The following is a 25232-nucleotide window of genomic DNA, read 5'->3' as shown; positions in this document are numbered from 1 at the left end:
TGTATGCCGCGGGCCGTTCCCGATCGGGAGGCTCCCGGCCGAAAGACCAGTAATCAAAACATTAAAATTGCAGCAATGTCAAGAATTGGAAAATTACCTGTAGACCTGCCCGCCGGGGTGACGGTTACCGTCGGCCCCGGGAACGTGGTAAGCGTGAAAGGACCTCTGGGACAGCTCAGCCAAAAGGTTGACTCGGATATTACCGTGACCGTAGAGGGAAATCAACTGACCGTAACCCGCCCGACCGACCAGCCCCGCCATCGCTCGATGCACGGGCTGTATCGCGCCCTGATTCACAATATGGTCGTGGGCGTATCGAAAGGATACGAAATCAAGCAGGAACTCGTCGGCGTCGGTTTCAAGGCCGAGGCCAAGGGACAGATTCTGGAGCTCTCCTTGGGCTATTCCCACGATATTTTCGTACAGCTTCCTCCCGAGATCAAGGTCGAGGCCGTAACCGAGAAGAAAGGAAACCCGATCGTCACCCTCAAGAGCATCGACAAGCAGCTGATCGGTCAGGTCGCTGCCAAGATCCGCTCGCTGCGCAAGCCCGAGCCTTACAAGGGCAAAGGTATCAAGTTCGTGGGCGAACAGCTTCGCCGCAAGGCTGGCAAGTCTGCTAATGCTAAATAGTAAAATCGTAGAATTATGTCATTGACTAAGGTAGAAAGAAGAGCGAGAATCAAGATGCGTATCCGCAAGATCGTGAGCGGAACCGCCGAGAAGCCTCGCATGTCTGTGTTCAGAAGTAACAAGCAGATTTCAGTACAGCTTATCGACGACCTTCGCGGTGTTACGTTGGCAGCAGCCTCGTCGCTCGACAAGGAAGTGGCCGAAAAGGCCGCAGGCCTCACCAAGAGCCAGATCGCCGCACTGGTCGGCAAGCTGGCCGCCGAGCGCTGCGCGCAGAAGGGTATCGCCGAAGTGGCTTTCGACCGCAACGGATACTTGTACCACGGTAGAGTTAAAATGTTAGCAGATGCCGCCAGAGAGGGTGGTCTTAAATTCTAAGCGATATGTCAAACACCAACATAAAGAAGGTAAGAACGAGCGATCTGGAATTGAAGGACCGGCTCGTCAGCATCCAGCGCGTGACGAAGGTGACCAAGGGTGGCCGTACGTTCAGTTTTTCGGCGATCGTCGTGGTCGGTAACGAGAACGGCGTCGTGGGCTACGGTCTGGGCAAGGCCAGCGAAGTGACCTCGGCCATCGCCAAGGGCGTGGAGGATGCCAAGAAGAACCTCGTGAAGATTCCGGTGCTCAAAGGCACGATCCCTCACAAGCAAGAGGCTCGTTACAGCGGTTCCTTGGTGATGATCCGCCCGGCCGCTCCCGGTACCGGCGTTATCGCCGGCGGCGCCATGCGTGCCGTGCTCGAAAGCGTGGGCATCCGCAACGTGCTCGCCAAGAGCAAGGGCTCCTCGAATCCGCACAACCTCGTGAAGGCTACCGTCGCCGCTCTGCTCGAGCTGCGCGACGCCCGCAGCGTGGCTCAGGTGAGAGGCGTTTCGCTCGATACAGTGTTCAACGGATAATTCGGCAAAGAAATGGCTAAATTGAAAATAACGCAGATCAAGAGTCGGATCGGCTCGTCGGCTCTTCAGAAGAAGAACCTCGACGCGCTGGGGCTCCGCAAGATCAATCAGACCGTCGAGCACGACGATTCGGCGATCATATTGGGTATGGTCGAGAAGGTGAAGCACCTGGTCCGGATCGAAGAAGTAAAATAGTTATCAACTTATCCCGGGCGGGCTTCCGCCGTGCGAACGGCCGGCGCCCGCTCAGGGAACAACGTCAGAATAAGGATGAATCTCAGTAATTTGAAACCCGCAGAAGGGTCAACCAAGAAAGAGAAGCGGATCGGCCGCGGTCAGGGTTCCGGACGTGGAGGCACTTCGACGCGCGGACATAAGGGCGCCAAATCGCGTTCGGGCTACTCGTCGAAGATCGGCTTCGAGGGCGGCCAGATGCCTTTGCAGAGACGCCTGCCCAAGTACGGCTTTACCAATCTCAAGCGCGTGGAGTACAAGGGGATCAACCTCGGAGCCCTCGAGGCGCTCGCCGCCAAGAAGTCGCTCAAGGCAATCGATATCGACACGTTGGTCGAGGCCGGTTTCGCCTCGAAGAACGACCGCGTGAAGATCCTCGGCGGCGGAACGCTCTCGATGCCGCTCGAGGTGACGGCTCACGCCTTCTCGAAATCGGCCGTCGCAGCGATCGAGGCGCAGCAGGGCAAGGTTGTGAAACTTTAATTTTTCAGTAATGAAAAGGCTAATCGAAACCATCAAGAACATATTCAAGATCGAGGAGCTGCGCAAGCGTATTCTCTTTACGCTCTCCCTGATTCTTGTCTATCGCTTCGGTAGTTTTGTCGTGATCCCGGGGATCAACCCGGAAGCCCTCACGGACCTGCAGAGCCAGGTCAGCGGCAACGGACTGCTCGGCCTGCTGAACATCTTCTCCGGAGGAGCGTTCTCCAACGCCTCGATCTTCGCGCTCGGCATCATGCCCTACATTTCGGCCTCGATCGTGATCCAGCTGCTGGGCATCGTGGTTCCCTACTTCCAGAAACTGCAGAAGGAGGGAGAGAGCGGCCGTCGCAAGATCAACCAGTGGACGCGCTACCTGACGATTATCGTGCTGTTGTTGCAGGCTCCGGCTTATCTGGCCAACCTGCACGGAACGCTGCAACCCTATGCCTTCGTGCTGGGGCCGTCGAGCGTACTGTTTACCGTCAGCGCGACGATCGTCCTGATCGCCGGAACGATGTTCGTGATGTGGCTCGGCGAGAAGATCACCGACAAGGGAATCGGCAACGGCGTGTCGCTGATTATCATGGTGGGTATCATCGCCCGGCTGCCGCACGCGCTGATCGCGGAGTTCAATACGCGCTTCACGGAAGCCACCGGTGGTTTCGTGATGCTGGTCGTCGAGCTGGCGCTGCTGTTTTTGGTATTCGCGGCGACGATCGCTCTGGTGCAGGCTACGCGCAAGATTCCCGTGCAGTACGCCAAGCGGATCGTAGGCAACAAGCAGTACGGCGGAGTCCGTCAGTATATTCCGCTCAAGATCAATGCCGCCGGGGTCATGCCGATCATCTTCGCTCAGGCGCTGATGTTTATCCCGATGTTCTTCAGCCGTTTCGAGGCGACGAGCGCTATCGGCACCGCGTTCTCGGACTACCGCGGCTTCTGGTATAATCTGGTGTTCGGGCTACTGGTCGTGGCGTTCACCTATTTCTATACAGCAATTACCGTGAATCCCAACATGATGGCCGAGGATATGAAGCGTAACGGCGGGTTCATCCCCGGCGTGAAGCCCGGCAAGAAGACGGTCGAGTACCTCGATACCATCATGACAAGAATCACGCTTCCGGGTTCCATTTTCCTCGCGATCGTGGCGATTCTACCCGCTTTTGCCATGATTATCGGAATCAACGATCAGTTCGCGCTGTTCTATGGCGGTACGTCGCTGCTGATCTTGGTGGGCGTTGTTCTTGACACTCTCCAGCAGATTGAAAGCTACCTGCTCCTGCGTCACTACGACGGCCTGATGAAGACCGGACGGATCAAGGGCAGAACCGCTTAAGCGTTCGAAAGCGAGATGATATACTTTAAAACGGCGGAAGAGATCGAGTTGCTCCGTGAGAACAACCGGCTGGTCAGCGCTACGCTGGCCGAGCTGGCCAAGCACGTTCGCGCGGGAGTGACGACCCTCGAGCTGGACCGGATCGCCGAGGACTTCATCCGAAGCCACGGAGCCGTTCCGGGGTTTCTGGGGTACAACGGTTTCCCGAACACGCTCTGCATATCGGTCAACGAGCAGGTCGTGCACGGGATTCCCTCTTCCAAGGTCGTCCTGAAGGACGGAGACGTGGTTTCGGTAGACTGCGGCACGTTTATGAAGGGGTTTTATGGCGATTCCGCGTATACGTTCGCGGTTGGGGAGATCGCTCCCGAGGCGGAGCGGCTTCTCAGAGTAACCAAAGAAGCTCTTTATAAAGGGGTCGCACAGGCACAGCCCGGACATCGCATCGGCGACATCGGGTACGCTGTGCAGGAGCATGCCGAAAAGCACGGTTATTCCGTAGTGAGGGAAATGGTCGGACACGGCCTGGGCCGCAAGATGCACGAGGATCCTCAGGTCCCCAACTACGGAGCGCGAGGCAGAGGCCCGCTGCTCAAGGCGGGCATGGTGATCTGCATCGAGCCCATGGTCAACATGGGGTCGCGCGAGATCGTCTTCGAGAGGGACGGCTGGACGGTGCGGACCCGCGACCGCAAGCCGGCGGCTCATTTCGAGTTCGCCGTAGCGATCACGAAGGACGGGCCCGACGTACTGACCGATTTTGGAGTAATCGAAAAGGCACTTAACAACAATTAGGCTCTATGGCAAAACAAGCTGCTATCGAAAAGGACGGAACCATCATCGAGGCCCTGTCGAACGCGATGTTCCGCGTCGAGCTGGACAACGGCCACGTGATTACCGCCCATATCTCGGGAAAGATGAGAATGCACTACATCAAAATCTTGCCGGGAGACAAAGTGAAAGTGGAGATGTCTCCTTACGATCTGAGTAAGGGGCGGATCTCGTTCCGCTACAAATAGGTAGCCGGACTGCGCGCCGGAGTCGTCCGCACGGGGCGGAAAGCGGCTGCGGCAGGTTTTACAACACACAATTTTAAGATGTCTGAAAAATGAAAGTTAGAACATCCATCAAAAAAAGAAGCGAGGATTGCAAGATCGTGAAGCGCAAAGGCCGCCTGTATGTGATCTGCAAGAAAAATCCTAAGTTGAAAATGCGCCAAGGATAGTTTTGAAACCTAAAAGAGATTAGAATTTTATGGCACGTATAGTCGGTGTAGATTTACCCAAAAATAAACGAGGCGAGATAGGGCTGACCTATATCTACGGAATCGGGAGAAGTACCGCTCGCGCAATTCTTGAGAAGGCTCAGATCAGCTACGACGTGAAGGTGAAGGATTGGAGCGACGAGAACGTCGCCGCGATCCGTAACGTGATCGCCAGCGAGGGCTACAAGGTGGAAGGCGAGCTCCGCTCGACCGTTCAGCTCAACATCAAGCGCCTGATGGACATCGGTTGCTACCGGGGCATCCGCCACCGCTTGGGGCTGCCTGTCCGCGGGCAGAGCACGAAGAACAACGCCCGTACCCGCAAAGGTCGGAAGAAAACTGTGGCCAACAAGAAAAAAGCAACTAAGTAATCGTAGAGAGTTATGGCAAAAAAGACTGGAACAGTTAAGAAGAAGGTTGTCAAGGTGGAGGCTCAGGGCATGGCTCACGTGCACTCGACTTTCAACAACGTGATCATCACGCTGACCAACGCTCAGGGACAGGTCATCAGCTGGAGCTCGGCCGGTAAGATGGGATTCAGAGGTTCTAAGAAAAATACTCCCTACGCAGCCCAAACCGCAGCGACCGACTGCGCGAAAGTAGCGTACGATATGGGTCTGCGCAAGGTGAAGGTATATGTCAAGGGGCCGGGCGCGGGCCGCGAGTCGGCCATCCGCACGATCCACGGGGCCGGCATCGAGGTGATCGAGATCATCGACGTGACGCCGCTTCCTCACAACGGATGCCGTCCGCCCAACCGTCGTCGCGTGTAAGGGTGAAGCCGCGCAGCGGTCCGTTTCCCACGGGAAAAGGACCGGCGGTTTTCGTGCGCGCCTGAGCGCATAGGCTCGGCGACAATTTGACAACATCAGAAAAATTTCTACAAATGGGAAGATACATAGGACCAAAATCAAAAATCGCCAGAAAGTTCGGCGAAGCCATTTTCGGGACGGATAAGTCACTGGAGAAGAAGAACTATCCCCCGGGACAACACGGACTTGCCCGTAAGCGCAAGAAGGTCTCGGAGTACGGGACCCAGCTGCTCGAGAAGCAGAAGGCCAAAGCCATCTACGGAGTACAGGAGAAGCAGTTCTACAGGACCTACGAGGCGGCCGCCCGTCTGGGAGGCATCACGGGCGAGAACCTGCTCAAGTTGCTTGAGTGCCGTCTGGACAACGTGGTATACCGTCTGGGCATCGCTCCGACGCGCGCCGCGGCCCGGCAGCTCGTTTCGCATCGCCACATCGTCGTGAACGGACAGGTCGTGAACATTCCGTCCTACCGGCTCAAGGAAGGCGATACGGTCGGCGTGCGCGAGAAGTCGAAGGCGCTCGAGGTGATCGTGGATTCGCTCGGCAGCGGCCGTCGCAGCCGCTATGCATGGCTCGAATGGGAAGGCAGCCAGATGACCGGCAAATTCCTGTCGAAGCCCGACCGGGCCGATATCCCGGAGAACATCCGCGAGCAACTGATCGTTGAACTGTACTCTAAGTAGTAAATTAATCGAGGAGCAAAAATTATGGCAATATTAGCATTTCAAAAGCCTGAAAAGGTAATCATGCTCGAGTCCACCTCCTCCTTCGGACGGTTTGAGTTTCGTCCGTTGGAGCCGGGATTCGGAATGACCGTCGGCAACGCGCTGCGTCGTATCCTGCTGAGTTCGCTCGAGGGGTATGCCATCACGACCGTGAAAGTGTCTGGCGTAGACCATGAGTTTGCTGCTATCCCCGGTGTAATGGAAGGAATGCTCGAGATCATTCTGAATCTCAAGCAAGTGCGTTTCATTAGGACCGTCGAGAACGTCGACAGCGAGAAGGTGACGGTCAACGTGGCCGGGCAGACGGAGCTGACGGCCGGCTATATCTCGAACTTCCTTACGAATTTCAAGGTGCTGAATCCCGAGTTGGTGATCTGCCGGCTGGACCCCGACGTAAAGGTCCAGATGGAGCTCACGATCAACAAGGGACGCGGATACGTGCCTGCCGACGAGAATCGGCCCGCCGATGCAGAGTTCGGCTTGCTCCCCATCGATTCGATCCATACTCCGATCAAGAACGTCAAGTACTCGGTCGAGAACTACCGCGTGGAACAGAAAACGGACTACGAAAAGCTCAATATCGAGGTGACTACGGACGGCTCGATCCATCCGAAGGATGCGCTGAAGGAAGCCGCCAAGATACTGATCCACCATTTCATGCTCTTTTCGGACGAGAAGATCACGCTGAACATGGAGGAGAACAGCGCGACCGAGGAATTCGACGAGGACGTGCTCCACATGCGTCAGTTGCTGAAGACCAAGCTTTCCGATCAGGACCTTTCGGTGCGCGCGCTGAACTGCCTGAAGGCGGCCGAGGTGGAGACGGTGGGCGATTTGGTCCGTTTCAACCGGAACGATCTGCTCAAGTTCCGCAATTTCGGCAAGAAGTCGCTTTCCGAGCTGGACGATCTGCTCGCCACGCTGAACCTGCATTTCGGGATGGACGTTTCCATTTACAAGCTGGACAAAGACTAATGCCCGGGAGGGACCGGTCTGCGCTCCAAGAGTATCGACGCAAAAATTTAAGAACACGCAATTATGAGACACAATAAGAAAATCAACCACCTGGGTCGGCAGGCCGCTCATCGCAAGGCGCTGCTGTCCAATCTGGCCAGCTCGCTGATTCTGCACAAGCGGATCGAGACGACCGTCGCCAAGGCGAAGGCTCTGAGGATGTATGTGGAGCCTCTGATTACCAAATCGAAGCAGGACACCACCCACTCCCGTCGTGTCGTTTTCAGCTATCTGAAAAGCAAGGAGGCCGTGGCCGAACTGTTCCGCGAAGTGGCTCCGAAGATCGCCGACCGTCCGGGCGGATACTGCCGTATCCTGAAGACCGGTTTTCGTCTGGGCGACGCTGCCGAGATGTGCCTGATCGAGTTGGTTGACTTCAACGAGACCTACACGAAGGAGGTGAAGGCCGCTGAGAAGCCCAAAACTCGCCGCAGCCGCTCGGGTGCGAAGAAGAGTGCCGCTGCCGGAACCGCTGCCGCCGAGACCGTAGCTGCCGCCGAAACCGCCGCTGCGGAGCAGGAGGCCGCTCCGGCCGAGAAGAAGGCTCCGGCCAAGAAGGCCGCTGCCAAGAAAAGCGCCGCCGAGCCCGCCGAAACGGCCGAGCCCGCCGCCGAGCAATCCGCAGAATAATTTGCGTTTTACACGGCAATATATTACCTTTGGGGAGTTTTTGCGAACTCCCCTTTTTTATTGTCTTCTTGAACGTTGCGGGGGAGAGGCGGGCGTTCCGGACGGACCGGCAGCCGGCACGAAAACGACGCTATCGAAAGAAAAGAACATAAGGTTTAACAATTAAAAGGAAGAATCATGGGACAGATTATCAGTGTTCATGGCAGGGAGATCCTCGACTCGCGGGGCAATCCGACGATCGAAGTGGAAGTAACGACTGCAAGCGGCGCATTCGGTCGCGCGGCCGTTCCCTCGGGAGCGTCCACCGGCGAGAACGAAGCGCTCGAGCTGCGTGACGGCGACAAGGGCCGTTACGGCGGAAAGGGCGTGCTGAAGGCCGTGCAGAACGTCAACGATATCATTGCGAAGGAAATTATCGGCATGCAGGTAACCGATCAGGTCGGCATCGACAAGACGATGATCGCTTTGGACGGCACGCCGACGAAGAGCAATCTGGGAGCCAACGCTATTCTGGGCGTTTCGCTGGCGTGCGCGCGGGCTGCCGCCAATCTGCTCGGCATGCCTCTGTACCGCTATATCGGCGGTACGAATGCCAAGACGCTGCCCGTCCCGATGATGAATATTATCAACGGCGGTTCGCATTCCGACGCTCCGATCGCTTTTCAGGAATTCATGATCCGTCCCGTCGGCGCTTCGTCGTTCAAGGAGGGTCTCCGTATGGGTGCCGAGGTGTTCCATGCGCTGAAGAAGGTGCTGCACGACCGCGGACTGAGCACGGCCGTCGGTGACGAGGGCGGATTCGCTCCGGCGCTGAACGGAACCGAGGATGCGCTCGAATCGATCATCGAGGCGATCAAGAAGGCCGGCTACAAGCCGGGCCGCAAGTGCGAGGGCGGCGATGTGGCCATCGGAATGGACTGCGCCTCGTCCGAGTTCTACAAAGACGGCGTTTACGACTATACGAAGTTCGAGGGCGCCAAGGGTGCCAAGCGCACTTCGGCCGAGCAGGTGGCTTACCTCGAGGGGCTGATCTCGAAGTATCCGATTGACTCGATCGAGGACGGTATGAGCGAAAACGACTGGGAAGGCTGGAAAGTGCTGACCGAGAAGATCGGCGATCGCTGCCAGCTGGTCGGCGACGACCTGTTCGTAACGAATGTCGAGTTCCTGAAAAAAGGCATCGAAATGGGCTGCGGCAACTCGATCCTGATCAAGGTGAACCAGATCGGTTCGCTGACCGAGACGCTCGACGCGATCGAGATGGCGCACCGTGCCGGTTATACTTCGGTTACGTCGCACCGTTCGGGCGAGACCGAGGACTCGACGATCGCCGACATCGCCGTAGCTACGAACTCGGGTCAGATCAAGACCGGTTCGATGAGCCGTTCCGACCGGATGGCCAAGTACAATCAGCTGCTCCGTATCGAGGAGGAGCTCGGCGACGAGGCGATTTACGGCTATACGAAGATTTACAGAAAATAGTTCGATACGGCGGAGCGCGGATCGGTCCGTCGCTTCGTGACATATGGACCCGGACGGCCGCCTTCAAGAAAGGCGGCCGTCTTGCTTTCGGGGAAAAATGTGCGGGAAAATTCGCATATTCGGTCCGAATGTCGTACTTTCGTACTATCTTTATTTAATGTCTAAAGCAATGGAAAATTTCAGACCAACTCTTTTGCGCCGTCAGGCTCTCGATGCGCTTCGGGGACGGTGGACTCCGGCCGCGATCGCCGGTTTGGCGATGTTCGTTACGGTAGCCGTTTGCAGCGGAATCGCCCAGATTCCGTATGTCGGGTTCGTGGGCAATCTGCTGAACCTTTTCGTCGGGTCTTTTATCTGCATGGGGGGATATTTCCTGTTCTGGGATATGCTTCGGGGAGAAGATGCCGATATGAAGAAGCTCGGCGAGCCGTTCGGCGACTATGCGAGGTATCTGATCGGTATCGTTCTTTTGGTTATCTATACGTTTCTGTGGAGCCTTCTTCTGTTTATTCCAGGAATTATCAAAGGCATCTCCTATTCGATGACCTACTATATCATGCGGGAGAATCCCGGCATGTCGGGCGAGCAGGCCATCCAACGGAGCATGGCGATGATGCGAGGGCACAAGATGCAGTATTTCCTGCTGTTCCTGAGCTTTATCGGCTGGGCTATTCTGGCTTTGATTCCGGCCGGTCTCGGGTTTATCTGGCTGATACCTTACATGTATACGGCTCAGGCCGCATTTTATGAGGAGCTGAAAAAGGATTACGAGGCTCGGGAGGCTGCTTAGCCTGCGCCGGAAGGCATACCGTCGCTTCCCTTTCGAGACGACGGGTGTGGAAAGTCGGCTGGACGCGCAATGTGTCCGGCCGACTGCGTTTTCGGGAAACGGCTCGGCTATTCCGCTTCAGGCGCATGGCGGAGTCGGTTATTTGTTTTATATTTGGTAGCGAGAAGCCGAGTCCGTCCGTGCGGGACGGACGATTCTGTACCCAACGTTCGTCGTTGCGCAGGAAAGGAACGACTGGAAGGCGATTTCTCCCAAAAAACACGATCAGATGATGAAAAAACGGCTGTTTTCCCTTTGGCTGTCGTTGTCGCTGGCGACGGTTCATGCGCAAGGTCCGGTCGAGGGTCCCGTTTCGACGGGCTATTACCGGGTGACCCGCTTCGACCGGATCGAGACGGACAGAGACCGGACCGTAGCGGAAGTGACGTTCCGGTATTTCCCGAACTATTGGATCAGGTTCGATTCGCTGAAATGCTTCCTGCGCGACGGCGACGGTGGCAGGACTTACAGGCTGCTGGCCGCCGAAGGGTTCGAGCTGAACAGGGAGGTGTACATGCCGGAGTCGGGCGAAGTTTCGGCCCGGCTGATTTTCGAGCCGGTGGACGCCGATGTCCGCAGCCTCGACTTTATCGATCCGGCCGAAGCGCCCGAGAGCAATACGTACGGCATTCGCCCGGTCGGAGCTGAGGCTGCGGCGGTTCCGAAGTGGGCCGAAGGAAACTGGAGGGCGTCCGACGGCTCGAATCGCTGGGTGTGCGGGTTTCTGCCGACGACGGTGCTATACGACAGGGATTTTTGGAGCTATGACCGGATCGCTCGCAAGGGAAAGACGTTGGAGGTGCGGCTCGGGAAGCCGGGCGACGAGCGGACGTTGTGGCTGAGAGAGGGTAAGGGCGGCCGGATGCTGCTGAGCACCGACGGCCGGACGTTCGATACGCTCGGGCGCGATATGATCGGCGGCCGCGGCTGCTCCGAAGGGTGGCGCTACGATCCGCAAAGGTATCGTGAGAGCATGTATCGGCCGGGCCGGGTCGTATTGAGAGGCTACCTGTGTGGATATACGCCCAAGGTAGGATTCGCGACCTGTATGCTCGGTATGGAGGATGTCGCGCTGAGAAAGGAGATCAACCATGTGATCGAGATCGCTCCCGACGGCCGTTTCGAGATCGAGGTACCGGTCGATCATCCTTCGACGCTGTCGCTGAGCATAGGTCCCCGTATGTGGGACTATGTGTACGTGGAGCCCGGCGATACGTTGCTTTGCTGCTACGATCTCGCTGAGGCGGCCGACCCGAGGCGTGCCAGATATTGTCGCGATGCCCGCTTCATGGGACATGCGGCTCCTTACAACGCTTACGTCCGCCTGCTGGCGGATCGGTTGCCGGACGAGTCGTCCGCGGACGCCCGGCTGAGCGGGTATGTCGATCGGGGCGAGGTGCCGCAGTTCTGTGCGTGGATGGATACGCTCGGCGGGCGGATGAGCGACTCGCTCTCGATGCTGCTCGACCGCTATGCGATGGATGACCGGACACGGGATATGCTGTGTACGTATGTCGATCAGCGTCTGTTGTATTGCCGGCTGGATTTCGCAAGCCGGTACGAATCCAAGGAGAAACTGTTTACGCGTAACGAAGACGGTACGTACCGCGTGGAAGACAATCCCGATTACCGGCCGTTGCCCGATTCGTTCTACGATTTTCTGACGACGGACAGGCTCGACAATCCGCTGATGATCGTGAACGAAAATTTCTGGGCCGTCGTCAATCGGTTGGAGTACCGGCCTGTCGTGTCGTGTTTTCGGCCGAACGGACTGCAGAGGCAAATCGCCGTCCGGGCGGCCGATCGCGTCGGCAGCCGGTACGGTTCGCTGACGGATCGGCAGAGCCGGACGCTCGACAGTCTGCGGTTGGGGCGGCCGTTCGATTCGACCGGGTGCGATCCGGAGGTTGCGGAAACTTTCGCCTGGATCCGGGACGATATGCTCGAGTATGTCAGGCGCTACCCGAAGCGTACGAACGACGAAGTGTTCGCAGGGTTGCGGAAGCGCGGACTCGACCGGTGCCTGGCTGTGGATTACGTGCTGTCGCGCGATTTCGCGACGGAGCGATATGATGGCGACAGCGCTCGGCTGGCGGGACTGGAACGGCGGATCGCAGGAATTTCTACGCCCTATGTGTGCGGAAAGATGATTCGGTTCCATATCGACAACTCGACCATGCCTCGGCCGGATACCGTGGCGGAACGGACGCCTGACGACGAAGCGTTCGACGAACTGATCGCTCCCTATGCGGGCCATGTGCTGTTCATCGACTTCTGGGGGATCGGCTGCGGGCCGTGCCGTACCGGCATGCTGGCGGCGCGGAAGACGGTCGAGGAGCTCGGAGATCGGCGGATCAGGTTCCTGTATGTCAGTTGCGAGACCGATTGCACGAAAGAGGCTCACGACAGATTTCTGAGTGAAAACTCGATCCGGGGCGAGCATCTGCGCGTCGGTCGGGATGTTTGGAACCGGTTGAGCGCCAAGCTGTCGATAGGCGGCATTCCGCACTATGCGGTTGTCGACAAGCAAGGCCGCATTGTCGACAATAACGGGTGGTGCATGCACGGTCCTGAAGCCTGCAAGGAGAAGCTGATCGAACTGGAGAAACGATGAGAAGGAGTAACGGCAGCACGGCGTAACGAAAGACGGAGAAGCGTATTTCCCGCTTTTGTTACGCGATGCCTCCCGGTTGCGTAGCCGTCGAAAGGCACCGGATGGATGTCCGGGCGCTGTGTCTGACGGAGACGGAACCCTGCGGCGCGTTCCCCGGGGTCGTATCGGCGGTTTCCATACTTCCGTTTGATGCCTGATGTTCGTTGTTGCGGAAAAGCAGGCGATGGCCTAAAAAAAAACTATAAAAATAGTTTGTAAACTAAAAATATAGTTTTATATTTGTATCGAACCAACCGATCAACCGATGAAAAGACTGAAGACCGAGCCGGAAAAGGAATTGACGAAAGCCGAGCTGGAGGTAATGCAGATCTTGTGGAAACTGAAGAAGGCATTCGTCGGCGATATACTCGACCGGATGGTCGAGCCCAAGCCCGCCTACAATACCGTATCGACCGTCGTACGTCTGCTCGAGAAGAAGGGGGTCGTCGGGCACGAGTCGTTCGGAAAGAGCCACCGCTATTATCCGCTCGTCGACAAGGAGACCTATGCGGATAGCTATGTGCGGCGGGTTATGGGCAACTTTTTCGACGGCTCGCTCTCGAATCTGGTTTCGTTTTTTACCGAGCGGGAGGATTTGTCGCTGGCCGAGTCCGAGCGGGTGATCCGGCTCGCCGAGGAGGCGATCAGGAAAAGGAAAGACGCCGGGAAATAGTTTCGGGAGACGTTTCGTATTTCTTGTGATCAGATAAAGTATCGACCGGTATGCTCGATTTACCTTATATCGTCGAAGTGCAGATTGGCTTGGCCGTGCTGTGGACCGGTTACCGGACTTTTCTGAGCGGGCAGAGCTTCTTTGCACGGAACAGGGCTTTTCTGTTGGGCTCTTCCGTTGCGGCATGGATTTTTCCGCTGTTGTCGATTCCCGTTTGGACACCGGAGACGTCCGTGCAGGACGTGACACTCGGCGCGGCAGCCGTTGCGGATGCTCTGCCGTCCGGTGCCGAGACGGACGGCTTGCGAAAGCTTGCGCTCTATATCCTGTGGTTCGCGGGAGCGGGGTTCGTTTTGGGACGGTTCGTATGCTCGGGGGTGAAACTGTGGAGGACGGTTCGGCGGGCCGAAGTGGAACGTCACGGGAATATCCGCTTTTTCAGGCCCTCCGTGCCGGTCGGGTCGTTTTCGTTCTTTCATCGGATCTGGATCGAGGAACCGGCCGGCGATCGGGGACGGCTTTCCGAGATCATAGCGCACGAGCGGGGGCATGTGTCATCGGGACATAGCTGGGACCGGCTTTGGGCCGCCGCGCTGTGCGCCGTGCTGTGGTGGAGTCCGTTCGTATGGATGTGGAGTCGTTCGCTGAGGGAAGTGCACGAGTACCAGGCCGATCGGGCGGCGCTTGATCGAGGCTTTGATTCAAGGCAATATATCATCCTTATGCTGAGGCAATCTACGGACTTGCATCCGGAGCTCGTCAGTGGATTCGGCCATTCGCTCATTAAAAAACGTTTAGTTATGATTTCGAGATTTTCCCCGCGGCGGGCGAAATTCAGAATTTTGCTGTCGCTGCCGCTTGTCGCCTTGCTCATGGCGCTCGTATCGTTTACCGCAGCCCCGACTGACGGTGCGGATCGTTCCTCCGAGTCCGGCCATTCGGTCGCCGGACCCGGGTCCGAACGCTCCGATCGGGTCTACGAGCGGCCCGAGGTAATGCCCGAATTCCCCGGCGATGCTCCGAATGCTCTGATGTTGTGGATCGCCGGCCATCTGAAATATCCGGCCGAGGCGGCCGAGAAGGGTATTTCGGGAACGGTCGTCTGCCGGTTCGTCGTCTCGAAGACCGGTCGGGTCCTACAGCCCGAAATCATCGAGAGTCCCGACCGGTCGCTCAGCGAGGAAGTGCTGCGTCTGTTCGGACTGATGCCCGACTGGAAGCCCGGGAGTCAGGACGGTGTGCCTGTCGACGTTTCCCTGACCTTGCCCGTAAGGTTCTCGCTATAGGCGGTGTGTCGAAGGAAAATTTCTACCGGCCCGTAAACAGGCAGGCCGGGGTCGTATGAATGCAAGAACCGCGTACCGCTCCCGGCAAGGGGGCGGTATTTTTTACGATGCCTACTCCTCGCTGATGGCGATCAGTTGCTCGCGGTAGGCGGCCAAGATGCGCGATTTGGAGATGAAGCCGACGTATTTGTTCTCTTTCGTCACGACGGGCAGCATCCATGCTTTCGATTCCTCGAACGCTTTCAGCACGCTGCCGATCTGCTCGTTCGGGTAGATCTGCTCGGGCGGCGGGATCATGTAGTTGTCGATCGTCGTGCCGTACTTGCCCGTGTCGAACATGTCGGCGCGCAGGTCGTCGAGCTGCACGACGCCGAGCAGCGTGCCGTCGCGGCTGACGACCGGGAAAATGTTGCGCCGTACGGAGGAGATCAGCTTCACCACGTCGCCGAGCGTCGTGTTCATCGTAATCGGATGGAAGTCGGTCTCGACGAGCGATTTCAGGTCGAGGAAAACGAGCACCGAGCGGTCCTTGTTGTGCGTCAGCAGCTCGCCGCTTTGCGACAGTTTTTTCGTGTAGATCGAGTAAGGCTCCAGATAGTATCCTACGGCGAACGACAGGGCCGAGACGAGCATCAGCGGCACGAACAGCGCGTATCCGCTCGTCAGTTCGGCGATCAGGAAGATCGATGTCAGCGGAGCTTTCATCACGCCCGACATCACGCCGGCCATGCCGACGAGCGTGAACGGGATGATCGGCAGCTCGAGGCCGAGCAGGGCGTTCAGCATGTAGACCATCGTCGCGCCGGTAAACGCGCCGACGAACAGCGAGGGGGCGAACGAGCCGCCGACGCCGCCCGCTCCGTTGGTGGCCGACATCGCGACGACTTTCAGAAAAAGCGTCGCCAGCAGGTACAGCATCACGACCCAGCTGATACTCCGGTAACGGAAGAAAAGCGAGTTGTTGAAAAGCGCGTCGACGTTGCCGTGCATCAGGTCGACCAACGACTCGTAGCCTTCGCCGTAAAGCGGAGGGAACAGGAAGATCAGCGTACCGATCAGCAGTCCGCCGACGATCCATTTGCGGTACATGCCCCGGATGCGGGCGAACCGGGCCGCGATGCGCCCGTTGATCTGCGTGAAGTAGTACGACATCAGTCCGCAGATCAGTCCCAGCAGGGCGTAATAGGGCAGGTTGCGCAACTGGAACGCGTACTTGACGTCGAGGTTGAACACCGGCTCGAAACCGTTCAGAAAGAACATCAGCGTCGTGGCCGTGACCGTCGAGATCAGCAGCGGGATGATCGACGCGACGGTGATGTCGAGCATCAGGATTTCGAGCACGAAGACGACGCCCGTGATCGGAGCCTTGAAGACGGCCGACAGCGCGGCGGCCGCGCCGCAGCACAGCAGCAGCGTGCTGTTTTTGTAGTTCATCCGCATGAACCGGCCGATGTTCGACCCGATGGCCGAACCGGTCAGCACGATCGGAGCCTCGGGCCCGACGGAACCGCCGAAGCCGATCGTCGCCGAGCTGGCGATGATCGACGAGTAGCAGTTGTGAGGCTTGATGCGCGAGCCTTTCTTGCTCATCGCGTACAGCACGCGCGTGACGCCCTCGCTGATGTCGTCGCGGACGACGTACCGCACGAACAGTGTCGCGATGACGATGCCGACGACCGGGTAGAAAAAGTAGAGCACGCTCGCCTTGTCGATATCGAACCAGCTCGTCAGCGAAAAGCGAAAAAACTCGAGCGTATGCTGGAACACGTATGTCGCCAGCCCGGCCGCCAGTCCGACGACGATCGCGAGCAGAATCATCAGCTGGCGGTCGGTCAGCCGCTTGGTGGCGATAATCAGGTAGCGGTAGAGCAGCTCGGCTCGATGCTTGGTTCGGGACATGGCACAGTACCGGTCGCCCGGCTGAAAAATCGGTTTATGGGCCGCGCCGGCAGCGAGCTGCCGGGCACGGGCGTTCCTTGTCGTGTGTTATCGAACGTTTCCGGATTGCCTACGACCGTTTCCCGAAAGCAGAACCGCTTCCGGAAGCGTCTACGCTGTCGGGGGCTGCGGGCGGACCGGTCGCGGAAGTCAGAACGGCTTGATGCCCATGATCCGCCGCACGTCGGCCACGGTAGCCGAGGCGCTCGCACGGGCTTTCTCGGCTCCCTGTTTCACGACGCGGGCCAGATAGGCCTCGTCGGCGGCGATGTCGCGGATCCGCTCGCGGATCGGCGCGACGACCCGGATGATGTCCTCGGCCAGTTGCTTTTTCAGGTCGCCGTAGCGGATTTCGCAGCGGTTCCACTTGTCGGTGAAGAACTGCACCGTGTCGGGCGACGAGACGACTTTGAGCAGCGTGAAGAGGTTCGCGATCACTTCGGGCATCGGGCTGTCGGGAGCCGTAGGACCCGAGTCCGTGACGGCCTTCATGACTTTCTTGCGGATCGCCTCGTCCGTATCCGACAGGTAGATGCCGTTGCCTTCCGACTTGCCCATCTTGCCCGACCCGTCGAGTCCCGGTATCTTCACCAGCTCGCCTCCGAACCGATAGGGCTGGCACTCCGGGAAATAATCGACCCCGTAGAGCTGGTTGAACCGCCGGGCGAACCGCCGGGTCAGCTCCAGATGCTGCTCCTGATCCTTGCCTACCGGGACGCGAGTGGCGCGATGCTGCAGAATGTCGGCCGCCATCAGCACGGGATAGCTCAGCAGGCCGATGTTGACGTTGTCGGGGTGCTTGCGGATCTTTTCCTTGAACGAAGCCGTGCGCTCGAGCTCGCCGACGAAGGCGTGCATGCCGAGCAGCAGCGACAGTTCGGCCACCTCGGGCACGTCGCTCTGCACGTAGATCGTCGCCACGTCGGGGTCGAGCCCGGCGGCGAGATACTCGCAGAGCACGCTCTTCACGTTGACGTGCAGCATTCCGGGGTCGGGATGAGTCGTCAGCGAGTGATAGTCCGCTATGAAGAAGAAGCAGCGTTCGTCGTGCTGCATCCGAACGAAGTTTTTCAACGCTCCGAAGTAGTTGCCGAGATGCAGGTTCCCGGTCGACCGTATTCCGCTCAGTACAGTTTCCATTCGTCCTTGTTTGGTTCGAATGGCAAATCTACTAATTTTACGGCGAAATCGGACGGCCGCGCCGGAAATATAAGCCTGTATGTCGAAAAATTGGATTACTTTTGTCCGCATAATCCAACCCATACCGACCGAATGAATACCTACTGGAGACTGCTCGGGTTCGCCAAGCCCATCGAGAAATACGCCATCCCCTACTTTTTCTACACGCTTTTCTACGCGGCGTTCAATACGTTCAACTTCGTGCTCGTGATGCCGATCCTCGACACGCTGTTCCAGCAGGATACCGTCGAGGCGGTGCGGCAGATGCCCGCGTTCGCGCTGAACATGGACTATTTTCGCGGGGTGATCAATTTTCTGCTGTACAAGACGTTCGGGGCCGATTACTCGAAGATGGACGTGCTGGTTTTTCTGGGGCTGTTCATCATCACGTCGTCGATGCTGAGCAATTTTTTCCGCTACATGGGGCAGCGCACGATCGAGACGATGCGCATACGCACGCTCGAAAAGCTGCGCAACAGCGTGTACGACAATGTGATGGGTATGCACGCCGGCTACTTCAGCAACGAGCGTAAAGGCGACATCATCTCGAAAATATCGTCGGACGTGCAGGTCGTGCAGTTCTGCATCACGAACACGCTGCAAGTGGCTTTCCGCGATCCGTTCCTGATTATCGGCTACATGGTCGCGCTGGTGATGATCTCGTGGAAGCTGACGATCTTCTCGGCGCTGTTCCTGCCGCTGACCGCCCTGGTGATCGGGTCGATCGTCAAGCGGCTGCGGCGCTCGGCCACCGAGGCGCAGGAGCGCTTCGCCGACATGGTGAGCCTGATGGACGAGTCGCTCTCGGGCATCAAGATATTGAAAAGCTACAATGCGACGGGCTATACCACCGATAAGTTCCATCGGCTGAACGGTTTGTTCTCGCGCATATCGCTCGGCATGGCGCGCCGGCAACAACTGGCCTCGCCGGCTAGCGAGTTCCTCGGCATTTCGGCGGCGGCCGTGCTTCTGGTTTACGGCGGCAGCCTCGTGCTGAGCGGCCAGCTCGACGCCAGCGGGTTTATCGCCTATCTGGCGATGTTCACGCAGATTACGCGTCCGCTGCGCTCGTTCACGGACGCTTTCGCGAATATCAATCAGGGCATTGCGGCCGGCGAGCGGGTGCTGGCGCTTCTGGACGAGCGCAGCGAGATCGCCGATGCGCCCGGCGCGGTCGAGATGACCGGACTGAGAGACCGGATCGAGTTCCGCGACGTGCGCTTCTCGTACGAGAACAAGGAGGTGATCCGGGGTGTCAGCTTCACGATCCGCAAGGGCGAGACTGTCGCGCTGGTGGGCCCTTCGGGCGGCGGCAAGTCGACGCTTTCGGACCTGATTCCCCGGTTCTACGACGTGCAGGGCGGCGAGATACTGATCGACGGGGTCGATCTGCGCCGATACCGGATCGACAGCCTGCGCGCCCATATGGGCGTCGTGTCGCAGGACACGATCCTGTTCAACGACACGATCGAGAACAACCTGCGTTTGGGCAAGCAGGAGGCGACCGAGGAGGAGATTCGCACGGCGGCCAAGGTGGCCAACGCCCACGACTTCATCATGGAGACGGAGGACGGCTACCGGACCAACATCGGCGACCGGGGAATGAAGCTCTCCGGCGGACAGCGGCAGCGGCTGAGCATCGCGCGGGCCGTGCTCAAGAATCCGGAGATACTGATTCTCGACGAGGCGACCTCGGCGCTCGATACCGAGTCGGAAATGCTCGTTCAGGAGGCGCTCAACTCGCTGCTCAAGGGACGCACGTCGCTCGTGATCGCCCACCGGCTCAGCACGATTCACAACGCCGATCGGATCATCGTAATCGATCAGGGCCGGATTGCCGAGCAGGGAACGCATCAGGAACTGATGGCGCGTCACGGCATCTATGCTCGCCTGATCGAAATGCAGCAGGTCGAGGAATAGCTTTCGCCGCGCCGGAGAGTACCCGAGTCCCGGTTTCGGAAAGCATAAGCGGCTCGGCTCCCAAGGGGCGATAGCGTAGTCTCTTGCCGGGGCCGTTATCTATTGTCGTGTCCGAAAGAGTTTTACATGCTGTTTTTTGCGGTTTCGGGCCGCGTTCGGAACTGTGTTTCGGACGGATTGTCGGAGCGGTTCGGTTTTGCGGCGTCTCGTTCCGGAGCCGGGGCTGTTGTAGTCGGGGGACGAACCGGCGGTCCGGCGCTTCGTTTTCCCGCCCGGGGCTTTTCTCTGTATCGGTCGCCGAATGTAAAAAATCAGGTGCGGGCATTTTTCGCGATCCGCCGGCGCATGGAAATGTATGGTTACCGTCCGGAATCTCTGCGATCGCTTGTACGGAAACTGTTGGGCTAACCGGTACTATGTCCGAATGACGGAGACGAACGGCTGCCGTTTCCGTCCGTTCCGCCATAATCCCGTTTGCCGGCACTCCGCGTGTCCTGCGTAATTCAGACCGTATCGGGCTCCCGCCAGTCGCCGCAGCGGCGGATCAGTTCTACCAGCGCGTCGAGCGCCCGCTCCTGAGGAATGTTGCGCTCCATGATTTCCCTGCCTTTGTACAGCGTGATGCGGCCGGGACCCGACCCGACATAGCCGTAGTCGGCGTCGGCCATTTCGCCGGGTCCGTTGACGATGCAGCCCATCACGCCGATCCGGATGCCTCGCAGGTGGGACGTGCGGGCCTTGATCGCCGAGAGGGTCCGCTCGATGTCGTAGAGCGTGCGCCCGCAGCTCGGACAGGCGATGTACTCGGCTTTCGACACTCTCACGCGGGCGGCTTGCAGGATCGCGAGGCTCGTCGCGTCGATCTCGTCCTGCGCGACGGCTCCGTTGCGGTTTTCGATCCAGATGCCGTCGCCGAAGCCGTCGAGCAGCAGCGGTCCCAAGTCTGCGGCGGCCTTGACTTGCAGCGCTTCGGCATCGTGCTCGTCGTACGTGCGGCGGATCACGACGGGATTCGTCTTGCCTTTTTCGATCATTTTCAGAAAGAACGCCCGCTGCTCGGCCACGCCGTTGAGGTTGTCGGTCGAGAGCAGCACGACCCGTCCGTCGGGAATCGAGTCGATATCGGCGACGCGGGCCTCGAATAGCCGGGAGCGGACCACCCCGGGTATCTCGCTCGCAATGACGGGCGGAAGGTTGCCTCCGATGCCGTCCGTCTCGGCCGACATGCGGCGGCGGTACTCGTAGGGGCTGTACAGCGACTCGTCCACATCGGGGATCGGCGCGTGGTTCTCGCGGCCGGCGAAGTAGCCGGCCAGCGTCCGGGCGACCGGAATTTCCCGCTCGGGAGCCTCGGTGAGCGAGACGCGGATCGTGTCTCCGATGCCGTCGCAGAGCAGCGCTCCGATGCCGACGGCCGACTTGACGCGTCCCTCGCGGTCGTCGCCCGCCTCGGTAACGCCCAGATGCAGCGGATAGCGCATTCCCTCGCGACGCATCGCGGCGACCAGCATCCGATAGGCCTGCACCATCACGCGCACGTTGCTCGACTTGATCGAGACGACGACCTGTCCGAACGACGCCTCGCGGCAGCGGCGCAAATACTCCATGGCCGAGGCGACCATGCCTTCGACCGTGTCGCCGTAGCGTTCCATGATCGAAGGCGACAGCGAACCGTGGTTGACGCCTATGCGCAGCGCGACTCCGCGCCGGCGGCATGTCGACAACAGCTCGTCGAACTCGCCGCCCCGCTCGTTCCAGTTGCCGGGATTGATCCGTACCTTCTCGACCTGTTCGGCCGCCACGAGGGCGGCGGCGGGCAGAAAATGGATGTCGGCCACGAGCGGCACGCGGCATCCCCGGTTGTCGAGCAACGCGCGGATACGGCCCAGATTGGCGGCTTCGCGACGCCCCTGAGCCGTCAGCCGGACGATTTCGCCTCCGGCCGCCGCAATGCGTTCGACCTGGGCGACAGAAGCCTCCGTGTCGTTCGTATCCGTGTTGGTCATCGACTGGAGCCGGATCGGGTTGTCGCCCCCGACGCCGACCGTCCCGATCCGGACCTCGTCCGTCGGACGGCGCGAAAAACGGGTCAGCGAGTCGCAAAACTTGTCCATAAACGTTCGTATTTGCTGCAAAGTTACGAAACGTTGGCGGAAGATTCGGTATATTTGCGTTAAATTGCAGAAGCGCGGTGGGCTACATTCTCGACAATGACATCCAGTTTCTCAGCGGCGTCGGAGAACGCCGGGCACGGTTGCTGCGCTCGGAGCTCGGCATCCGGACGCTGGGCGATCTGCTCTACCATTTCCCGTTCCGCTACATCGACCGCAGCCGTATCTGGCGGATCAGCGAGCTGCGGGACGACTCGCTGACCTATGTGCAGCTACAGGTCCGCATCACGGGCTTCCGGCATGTCGGGGCGGGCGCCAAGAAGCGTTTCGTCGCGACGGTCGCCGACGCGACGGGTACGGCCGAGCTGGTGTGGTTCAAGGGAATCGGCTGGATCGAGAAGCGGCTCGAGCAGGGACGCGAGTACATCGTGTTCGGCCGTCCGGCCTTTTTCGGCGGGGTGCTCAGCCTGGTGCATCCCGAGGTCGAGTCGGTGCTCGACCAGAAAAACCGATTCCACTCGTCCGTGCAAGGCGTGTACAGCACGACCGAAAAACTGAGCAACGCGCAGTTGGGTACGAAGGCGATTCATTCGCTGATGTGCAATTTGTGGCCGCAGGTCGACGGACGGCTGCGCGAGACCTTGCCCGACGAGGTGATCCGCGAGTACGGTCTCGTTCCGCTGCGCGACGCGCTCTATAATATCCATTTTCCGACTTCGCAGCAGGCGCTGCGCGACGCCGAGCTGCGTCTCAAGTTCGACGAGCTGCTCGGCATCCAGCTCAATATTCTGCAACAGCGACATGCCCGCACCTCGCGGGAGGACGGATTCCTGTTCCCGACCGTGGGCAGGCTTTTCAATACGTTTTATAACGAGCGGCTGCCGTTTCCTCTGACCGGGGCGCAGAAGCGCGTGATCCGCGAAATCCGTCAGGACACCGTGACCGGGCATCAGATGAACCGCTTGCTGCAGGGCGACGTGGGCAGCGGCAAGACGCTCGTCGCATTGATGAGCATGTTGCTGGCTTGCGACAACGGCTTTCAGGCCTGCCTGATGGCTCCGACGGAGATTCTCGCGTCGCAGCATTATGCGTCGATCGTGCGGATGACCGAGGGGATCGGCCTGCGCGTCGGCTTGCTGACCGGCTCGACGAAGAAGAAGGAGCGCGCGGAACTCTCCGAAGGCCTGCTCTCGGGCGAGATCGACATACTGATCGGAACGCATGCGCTGATCGAGAACGGAGTCCGTTTCCGTAATCTCGGCTTCGTCGTGATCGACGAGCAGCACCGTTTCGGCGTCGAGCAGCGGGCACGGCTGTGGAGCAAGAATCCGCAGGCGGCTCCCCATGTGCTCGTGATGACCGCCACCCCGATTCCGCGAACGCTGGCGATGACGCTCTACGGCGATCTGGACGTGTCGGTGATCGACGAGCTGCCGCCGGGCCGCAAGCCGGTGAAAACCGTTCATTACCGCGATTCGCACCGGCTCCGGGTATTCGGATTCATCCGCGACGAGATCAAGCGGGGACGGCAGGTCTACGTCGTCTACCCGCTGATCAAGGAGTCCGAAAAAATGGACTATAAGGACCTGGAGGACGGCTATGCCGGCATCGTACAGGCATTTCCGCCGCCGGAGTACGTGACCGTCGTCGTGCACGGCAAGATGAAGGCCGCCGACAAGGAGTACGGCATGGACCTGTTCAAACGCGGCGTCGCGCACATCATGGTCGCCACGTCCGTGATCGAGGTCGGCGTCGACGTGCCGAACGCGTCGATCATCGTGATCGAGAGCGCCGAGCGCTTCGGACTCTCGCAACTTCACCAGCTTCGGGGCCGCGTGGGGCGCGGGGCCGAGCAGTCGTACTGCATCCTGATGAGCGGCGACAAGCTCTCGGCCGAGTCTCGCAAGCGTCTGGGTGCGATGGTGCAGACGACCGACGGTTTCCGGCTTGCCGAGATGGACCTTCAGCTTCGCGGTCCGGGCGATCTGAGCGGAACGCTTCAGAGCGGTTTGGCCTTTGATTTGAAGATAGCCAGTCTCGGCCGCGACGGACAGATTCTCTCGCTCGCCCGGAGCGCGGCCGAGCGGATTCTGGAGCAGGACCCGCACCTGGAACGGAATGCCATGCTGAAGGAATTGTCCGATAAATATAATTCGGCTGAGAACGCTGATTTCAGCATGATTTCATAACTTTACGCCGTTTCCCCCGTTATATTGACGAGGGAGGATGCGGCTTCCCGCCGCAAGGGGCGGGTGTCGCATAAAAAAGCTTTCTATGACACGATCGATTCTTACGGTGCTATCGGCGATGGCGGTTTGTTCCTCGGCGGCACAGATTGGCGGCACGGTTCCCGTGGAACACGCTTTCGCGCATGGCGAGGAGCTCGAGTATGCCGTAAGCTACAAAGTGAGCTTCGTCAATACCGACGTGGCCGGCGTGACGTTCCGAACGACGCTGGGCGACTACGGCGGCCGCCGGGCCTATACGGTCGATGCGCACGGCGTGGTGTATCCGTTTTACAAGTGGTTCTTCGATCTGAACGACCAGTATGTCAGCACGCTCGATTCCGCCACGCTGCGGCCGCTGGAGCTGCGCAGCGAAATCCGCGAAGGCAAGTACCGCTATTCGACGCGCTTCGTCTACGACTGGGACAGCCGCGTGGTCAATAACACGTTCCGCAACCACAAGAATCCGGACAGCAATCACAAGAGGCTCGATCTGTCGGACGGCAGCTACGACGCGCTGGCCTCGTTTTTCAATCTGCGTTGCGCTGACCTGACCGGTATCGAGCGCTCCGGATCGTCGCTGATGAATCTGGTGCTGGAGGATACGATCCGCCCGATCCGTTACCGCTTTCTCGGCCGGGAGGTCAAGAACATACGCGGAACGGGCAAGTTCCGCACGCTGAAGTTCCGTTGCGAGCTGGCTACCTCTACCGGCGAATCGTTCGAGGACGGCAGCGAGTTCACGATATGGATATCGGACGACCGGAACCGGATTCCGCTCTACGTCGAGTCGCCGATCCGCGTCGGGTCGATCCGCGCGCGACTGATAAGCTGGAAAAACCTGAAGTATCCGCTGGATAGCAAAATCAAATAAAATTTCTATATTTGTCCTGTGTAACCTTA

Annotated in this window: 25 protein-coding genes; 22 read left to right on the top strand and 3 right to left on the bottom strand. The window is 59.0% G+C overall.

The genetic code is table 11. From position 1 onward, the window contains the following. The first annotated feature begins 75 nt into the window (after positions 1–75). The 19 genes from rplF to NQ491_RS05815 all read left to right on the top strand — a co-directional run bounded on the left by rplF (position 76) and on the right by NQ491_RS05815 (position 14956). The gene (gene rplF / locus NQ491_RS05905; protein WP_026089657.1) at positions 76–633 is read left to right on the top strand and encodes a 50S ribosomal protein L6; all 558 of its coding nucleotides are present in this window, start codon (positions 76–78) and stop codon (positions 631–633) included. 15 nt (positions 634–648) lie between these two features. Beyond that, positions 649–1011 (top strand): 50S ribosomal protein L18, encoded by a 363-nt coding sequence (gene rplR, locus NQ491_RS05900; RefSeq protein ID WP_019245978.1) that lies wholly within the window; start codon positions 649–651, stop codon positions 1009–1011. A gap of 5 nt (positions 1012–1016) precedes the next feature. Continuing rightward, a complete protein-coding gene (rpsE, locus tag NQ491_RS05895; protein ID WP_019245977.1) occupies positions 1017–1535 on the top strand; it encodes a 30S ribosomal protein S5 in 519 nt (172 codons plus the stop codon). Between the two features lie 12 nt (positions 1536–1547). Then, positions 1548–1730: a 50S ribosomal protein L30 gene (gene rpmD / locus NQ491_RS05890; protein ID WP_019245976.1), complete on the top strand. Its 183-nt coding sequence runs from the start codon at positions 1548–1550 to the stop codon at positions 1728–1730. Positions 1731–1805: 75 nt separating this feature from the next. Further along, positions 1806–2252 carry a 50S ribosomal protein L15 gene (gene rplO, locus NQ491_RS05885; RefSeq protein ID WP_019245975.1) on the top strand — a complete coding sequence of 149 codons (447 nt, stop codon included), beginning with the start codon at positions 1806–1808 and terminating at the stop codon, positions 2250–2252. A gap of 10 nt (positions 2253–2262) precedes the next feature. Then, positions 2263–3588, top strand: coding sequence for a preprotein translocase subunit SecY (gene secY / locus NQ491_RS05880; RefSeq protein ID WP_019245974.1), 1326 nt, complete (start codon positions 2263–2265; stop codon positions 3586–3588). A gap of 15 nt (positions 3589–3603) precedes the next feature. Further along, positions 3604–4383: a type I methionyl aminopeptidase gene (map, locus tag NQ491_RS05875; RefSeq protein WP_019245973.1), complete on the top strand. Its 780-nt coding sequence runs from the start codon at positions 3604–3606 to the stop codon at positions 4381–4383. A 5-nt stretch (positions 4384–4388) separates the two neighbouring features. Next, positions 4389–4607, top strand: coding sequence for a translation initiation factor IF-1 (gene infA / locus NQ491_RS05870; RefSeq protein WP_009132883.1), 219 nt, complete (start codon positions 4389–4391; stop codon positions 4605–4607). 89 nt (positions 4608–4696) lie between these two features. After that, positions 4697–4813, top strand: coding sequence for a 50S ribosomal protein L36 (gene rpmJ / locus NQ491_RS05865; protein WP_009132884.1), 117 nt, complete (start codon positions 4697–4699; stop codon positions 4811–4813). Between the two features lie 29 nt (positions 4814–4842). After that, positions 4843–5223, top strand: coding sequence for a 30S ribosomal protein S13 (rpsM, locus tag NQ491_RS05860; RefSeq protein ID WP_019245972.1), 381 nt, complete (start codon positions 4843–4845; stop codon positions 5221–5223). 12 nt (positions 5224–5235) lie between these two features. Next, complete coding sequence (rpsK, locus tag NQ491_RS05855; protein WP_026089656.1) at positions 5236–5625, top strand: 30S ribosomal protein S11; 390 nt, start codon at positions 5236–5238, stop codon at positions 5623–5625. A 113-nt stretch (positions 5626–5738) separates the two neighbouring features. Then, positions 5739–6347 (top strand): 30S ribosomal protein S4, encoded by a 609-nt coding sequence (rpsD, locus tag NQ491_RS05850; protein ID WP_019245970.1) that lies wholly within the window; start codon positions 5739–5741, stop codon positions 6345–6347. A gap of 24 nt (positions 6348–6371) precedes the next feature. After that, the gene (locus NQ491_RS05845) at positions 6372–7364 is read left to right on the top strand and encodes a DNA-directed RNA polymerase subunit alpha (protein ID WP_026089655.1); all 993 of its coding nucleotides are present in this window, start codon (positions 6372–6374) and stop codon (positions 7362–7364) included. Positions 7365–7427: 63 nt separating this feature from the next. Continuing rightward, complete coding sequence (gene rplQ, locus NQ491_RS05840) at positions 7428–8033, top strand: 50S ribosomal protein L17 (RefSeq protein ID WP_019245968.1); 606 nt, start codon at positions 7428–7430, stop codon at positions 8031–8033. 177 nt (positions 8034–8210) lie between these two features. Beyond that, positions 8211–9515, top strand: a complete 1305-nt coding sequence (eno, locus tag NQ491_RS05835; RefSeq protein ID WP_019245967.1) for a phosphopyruvate hydratase — start codon at positions 8211–8213, stop codon at positions 9513–9515. A 169-nt stretch (positions 9516–9684) separates the two neighbouring features. Next, a complete protein-coding gene (locus tag NQ491_RS05830; RefSeq protein ID WP_034283044.1) occupies positions 9685–10305 on the top strand; it encodes a DUF975 family protein in 621 nt (206 codons plus the stop codon). 268 nt (positions 10306–10573) lie between these two features. Further along, positions 10574–12958, top strand: coding sequence for a TlpA family protein disulfide reductase (locus tag NQ491_RS05825; RefSeq protein WP_019245965.1), 2385 nt, complete (start codon positions 10574–10576; stop codon positions 12956–12958). 304 nt (positions 12959–13262) lie between these two features. Further along, positions 13263–13670 carry a BlaI/MecI/CopY family transcriptional regulator gene (locus NQ491_RS05820; RefSeq protein WP_019245964.1) on the top strand — a complete coding sequence of 136 codons (408 nt, stop codon included), beginning with the start codon at positions 13263–13265 and terminating at the stop codon, positions 13668–13670. Between the two features lie 50 nt (positions 13671–13720). Then, a complete protein-coding gene (locus NQ491_RS05815) occupies positions 13721–14956 on the top strand; it encodes a M56 family metallopeptidase (protein WP_019245963.1) in 1236 nt (411 codons plus the stop codon). A gap of 111 nt (positions 14957–15067) precedes the next feature. Here the strand turns inward: NQ491_RS05815 and NQ491_RS05810 are convergent, their stop codons facing one another. Both NQ491_RS05810 and trpS read right to left on the bottom strand, forming a co-directional pair. Next, positions 15068–16855 carry a chloride channel protein gene (locus NQ491_RS05810; protein ID WP_019245962.1) on the bottom strand — a complete coding sequence of 596 codons (1788 nt, stop codon included), beginning with the start codon at positions 16853–16855 and terminating at the stop codon, positions 15068–15070. Between the two features lie 189 nt (positions 16856–17044). Next, positions 17045–18034, bottom strand: a complete 990-nt coding sequence (gene trpS, locus NQ491_RS05805; protein WP_019245961.1) for a tryptophan--tRNA ligase — start codon at positions 18032–18034, stop codon at positions 17045–17047. A gap of 132 nt (positions 18035–18166) precedes the next feature. On the opposite strand from trpS, the gene NQ491_RS05800 reads away from it, so the two are divergent. Next, the gene (locus tag NQ491_RS05800) at positions 18167–19993 is read left to right on the top strand and encodes an ABC transporter ATP-binding protein (RefSeq protein ID WP_019245960.1); all 1827 of its coding nucleotides are present in this window, start codon (positions 18167–18169) and stop codon (positions 19991–19993) included. Positions 19994–20496: 503 nt separating this feature from the next. Here the strand turns inward: NQ491_RS05800 and ispG are convergent. After that, a complete protein-coding gene (gene ispG / locus NQ491_RS05795) occupies positions 20497–22107 on the bottom strand; it encodes a (E)-4-hydroxy-3-methylbut-2-enyl-diphosphate synthase (RefSeq protein ID WP_019245958.1) in 1611 nt (536 codons plus the stop codon). A 77-nt stretch (positions 22108–22184) separates the two neighbouring features. Between ispG and recG the strand changes: the two genes are divergently transcribed. Next, positions 22185–24293 carry an ATP-dependent DNA helicase RecG gene (gene recG, locus NQ491_RS05790; RefSeq protein ID WP_019245957.1) on the top strand — a complete coding sequence of 703 codons (2109 nt, stop codon included), beginning with the start codon at positions 22185–22187 and terminating at the stop codon, positions 24291–24293. An 85-nt stretch (positions 24294–24378) separates the two neighbouring features. Then, positions 24379–25203, top strand: coding sequence for a DUF3108 domain-containing protein (locus NQ491_RS05785; RefSeq protein ID WP_026089654.1), 825 nt, complete (start codon positions 24379–24381; stop codon positions 25201–25203). Positions 25204–25232: the final 29 nt, after the last annotated feature.

Source organism: Alistipes ihumii AP11, assembly GCF_025144665.1.
GTDB lineage: Bacteria > Bacteroidota > Bacteroidia > Bacteroidales > Rikenellaceae > Alistipes_A > Alistipes_A ihumii.
Note: the sequence above shows the minus strand (reverse complement) of the source record. Positions and strands in the feature narration are given on the sequence as shown.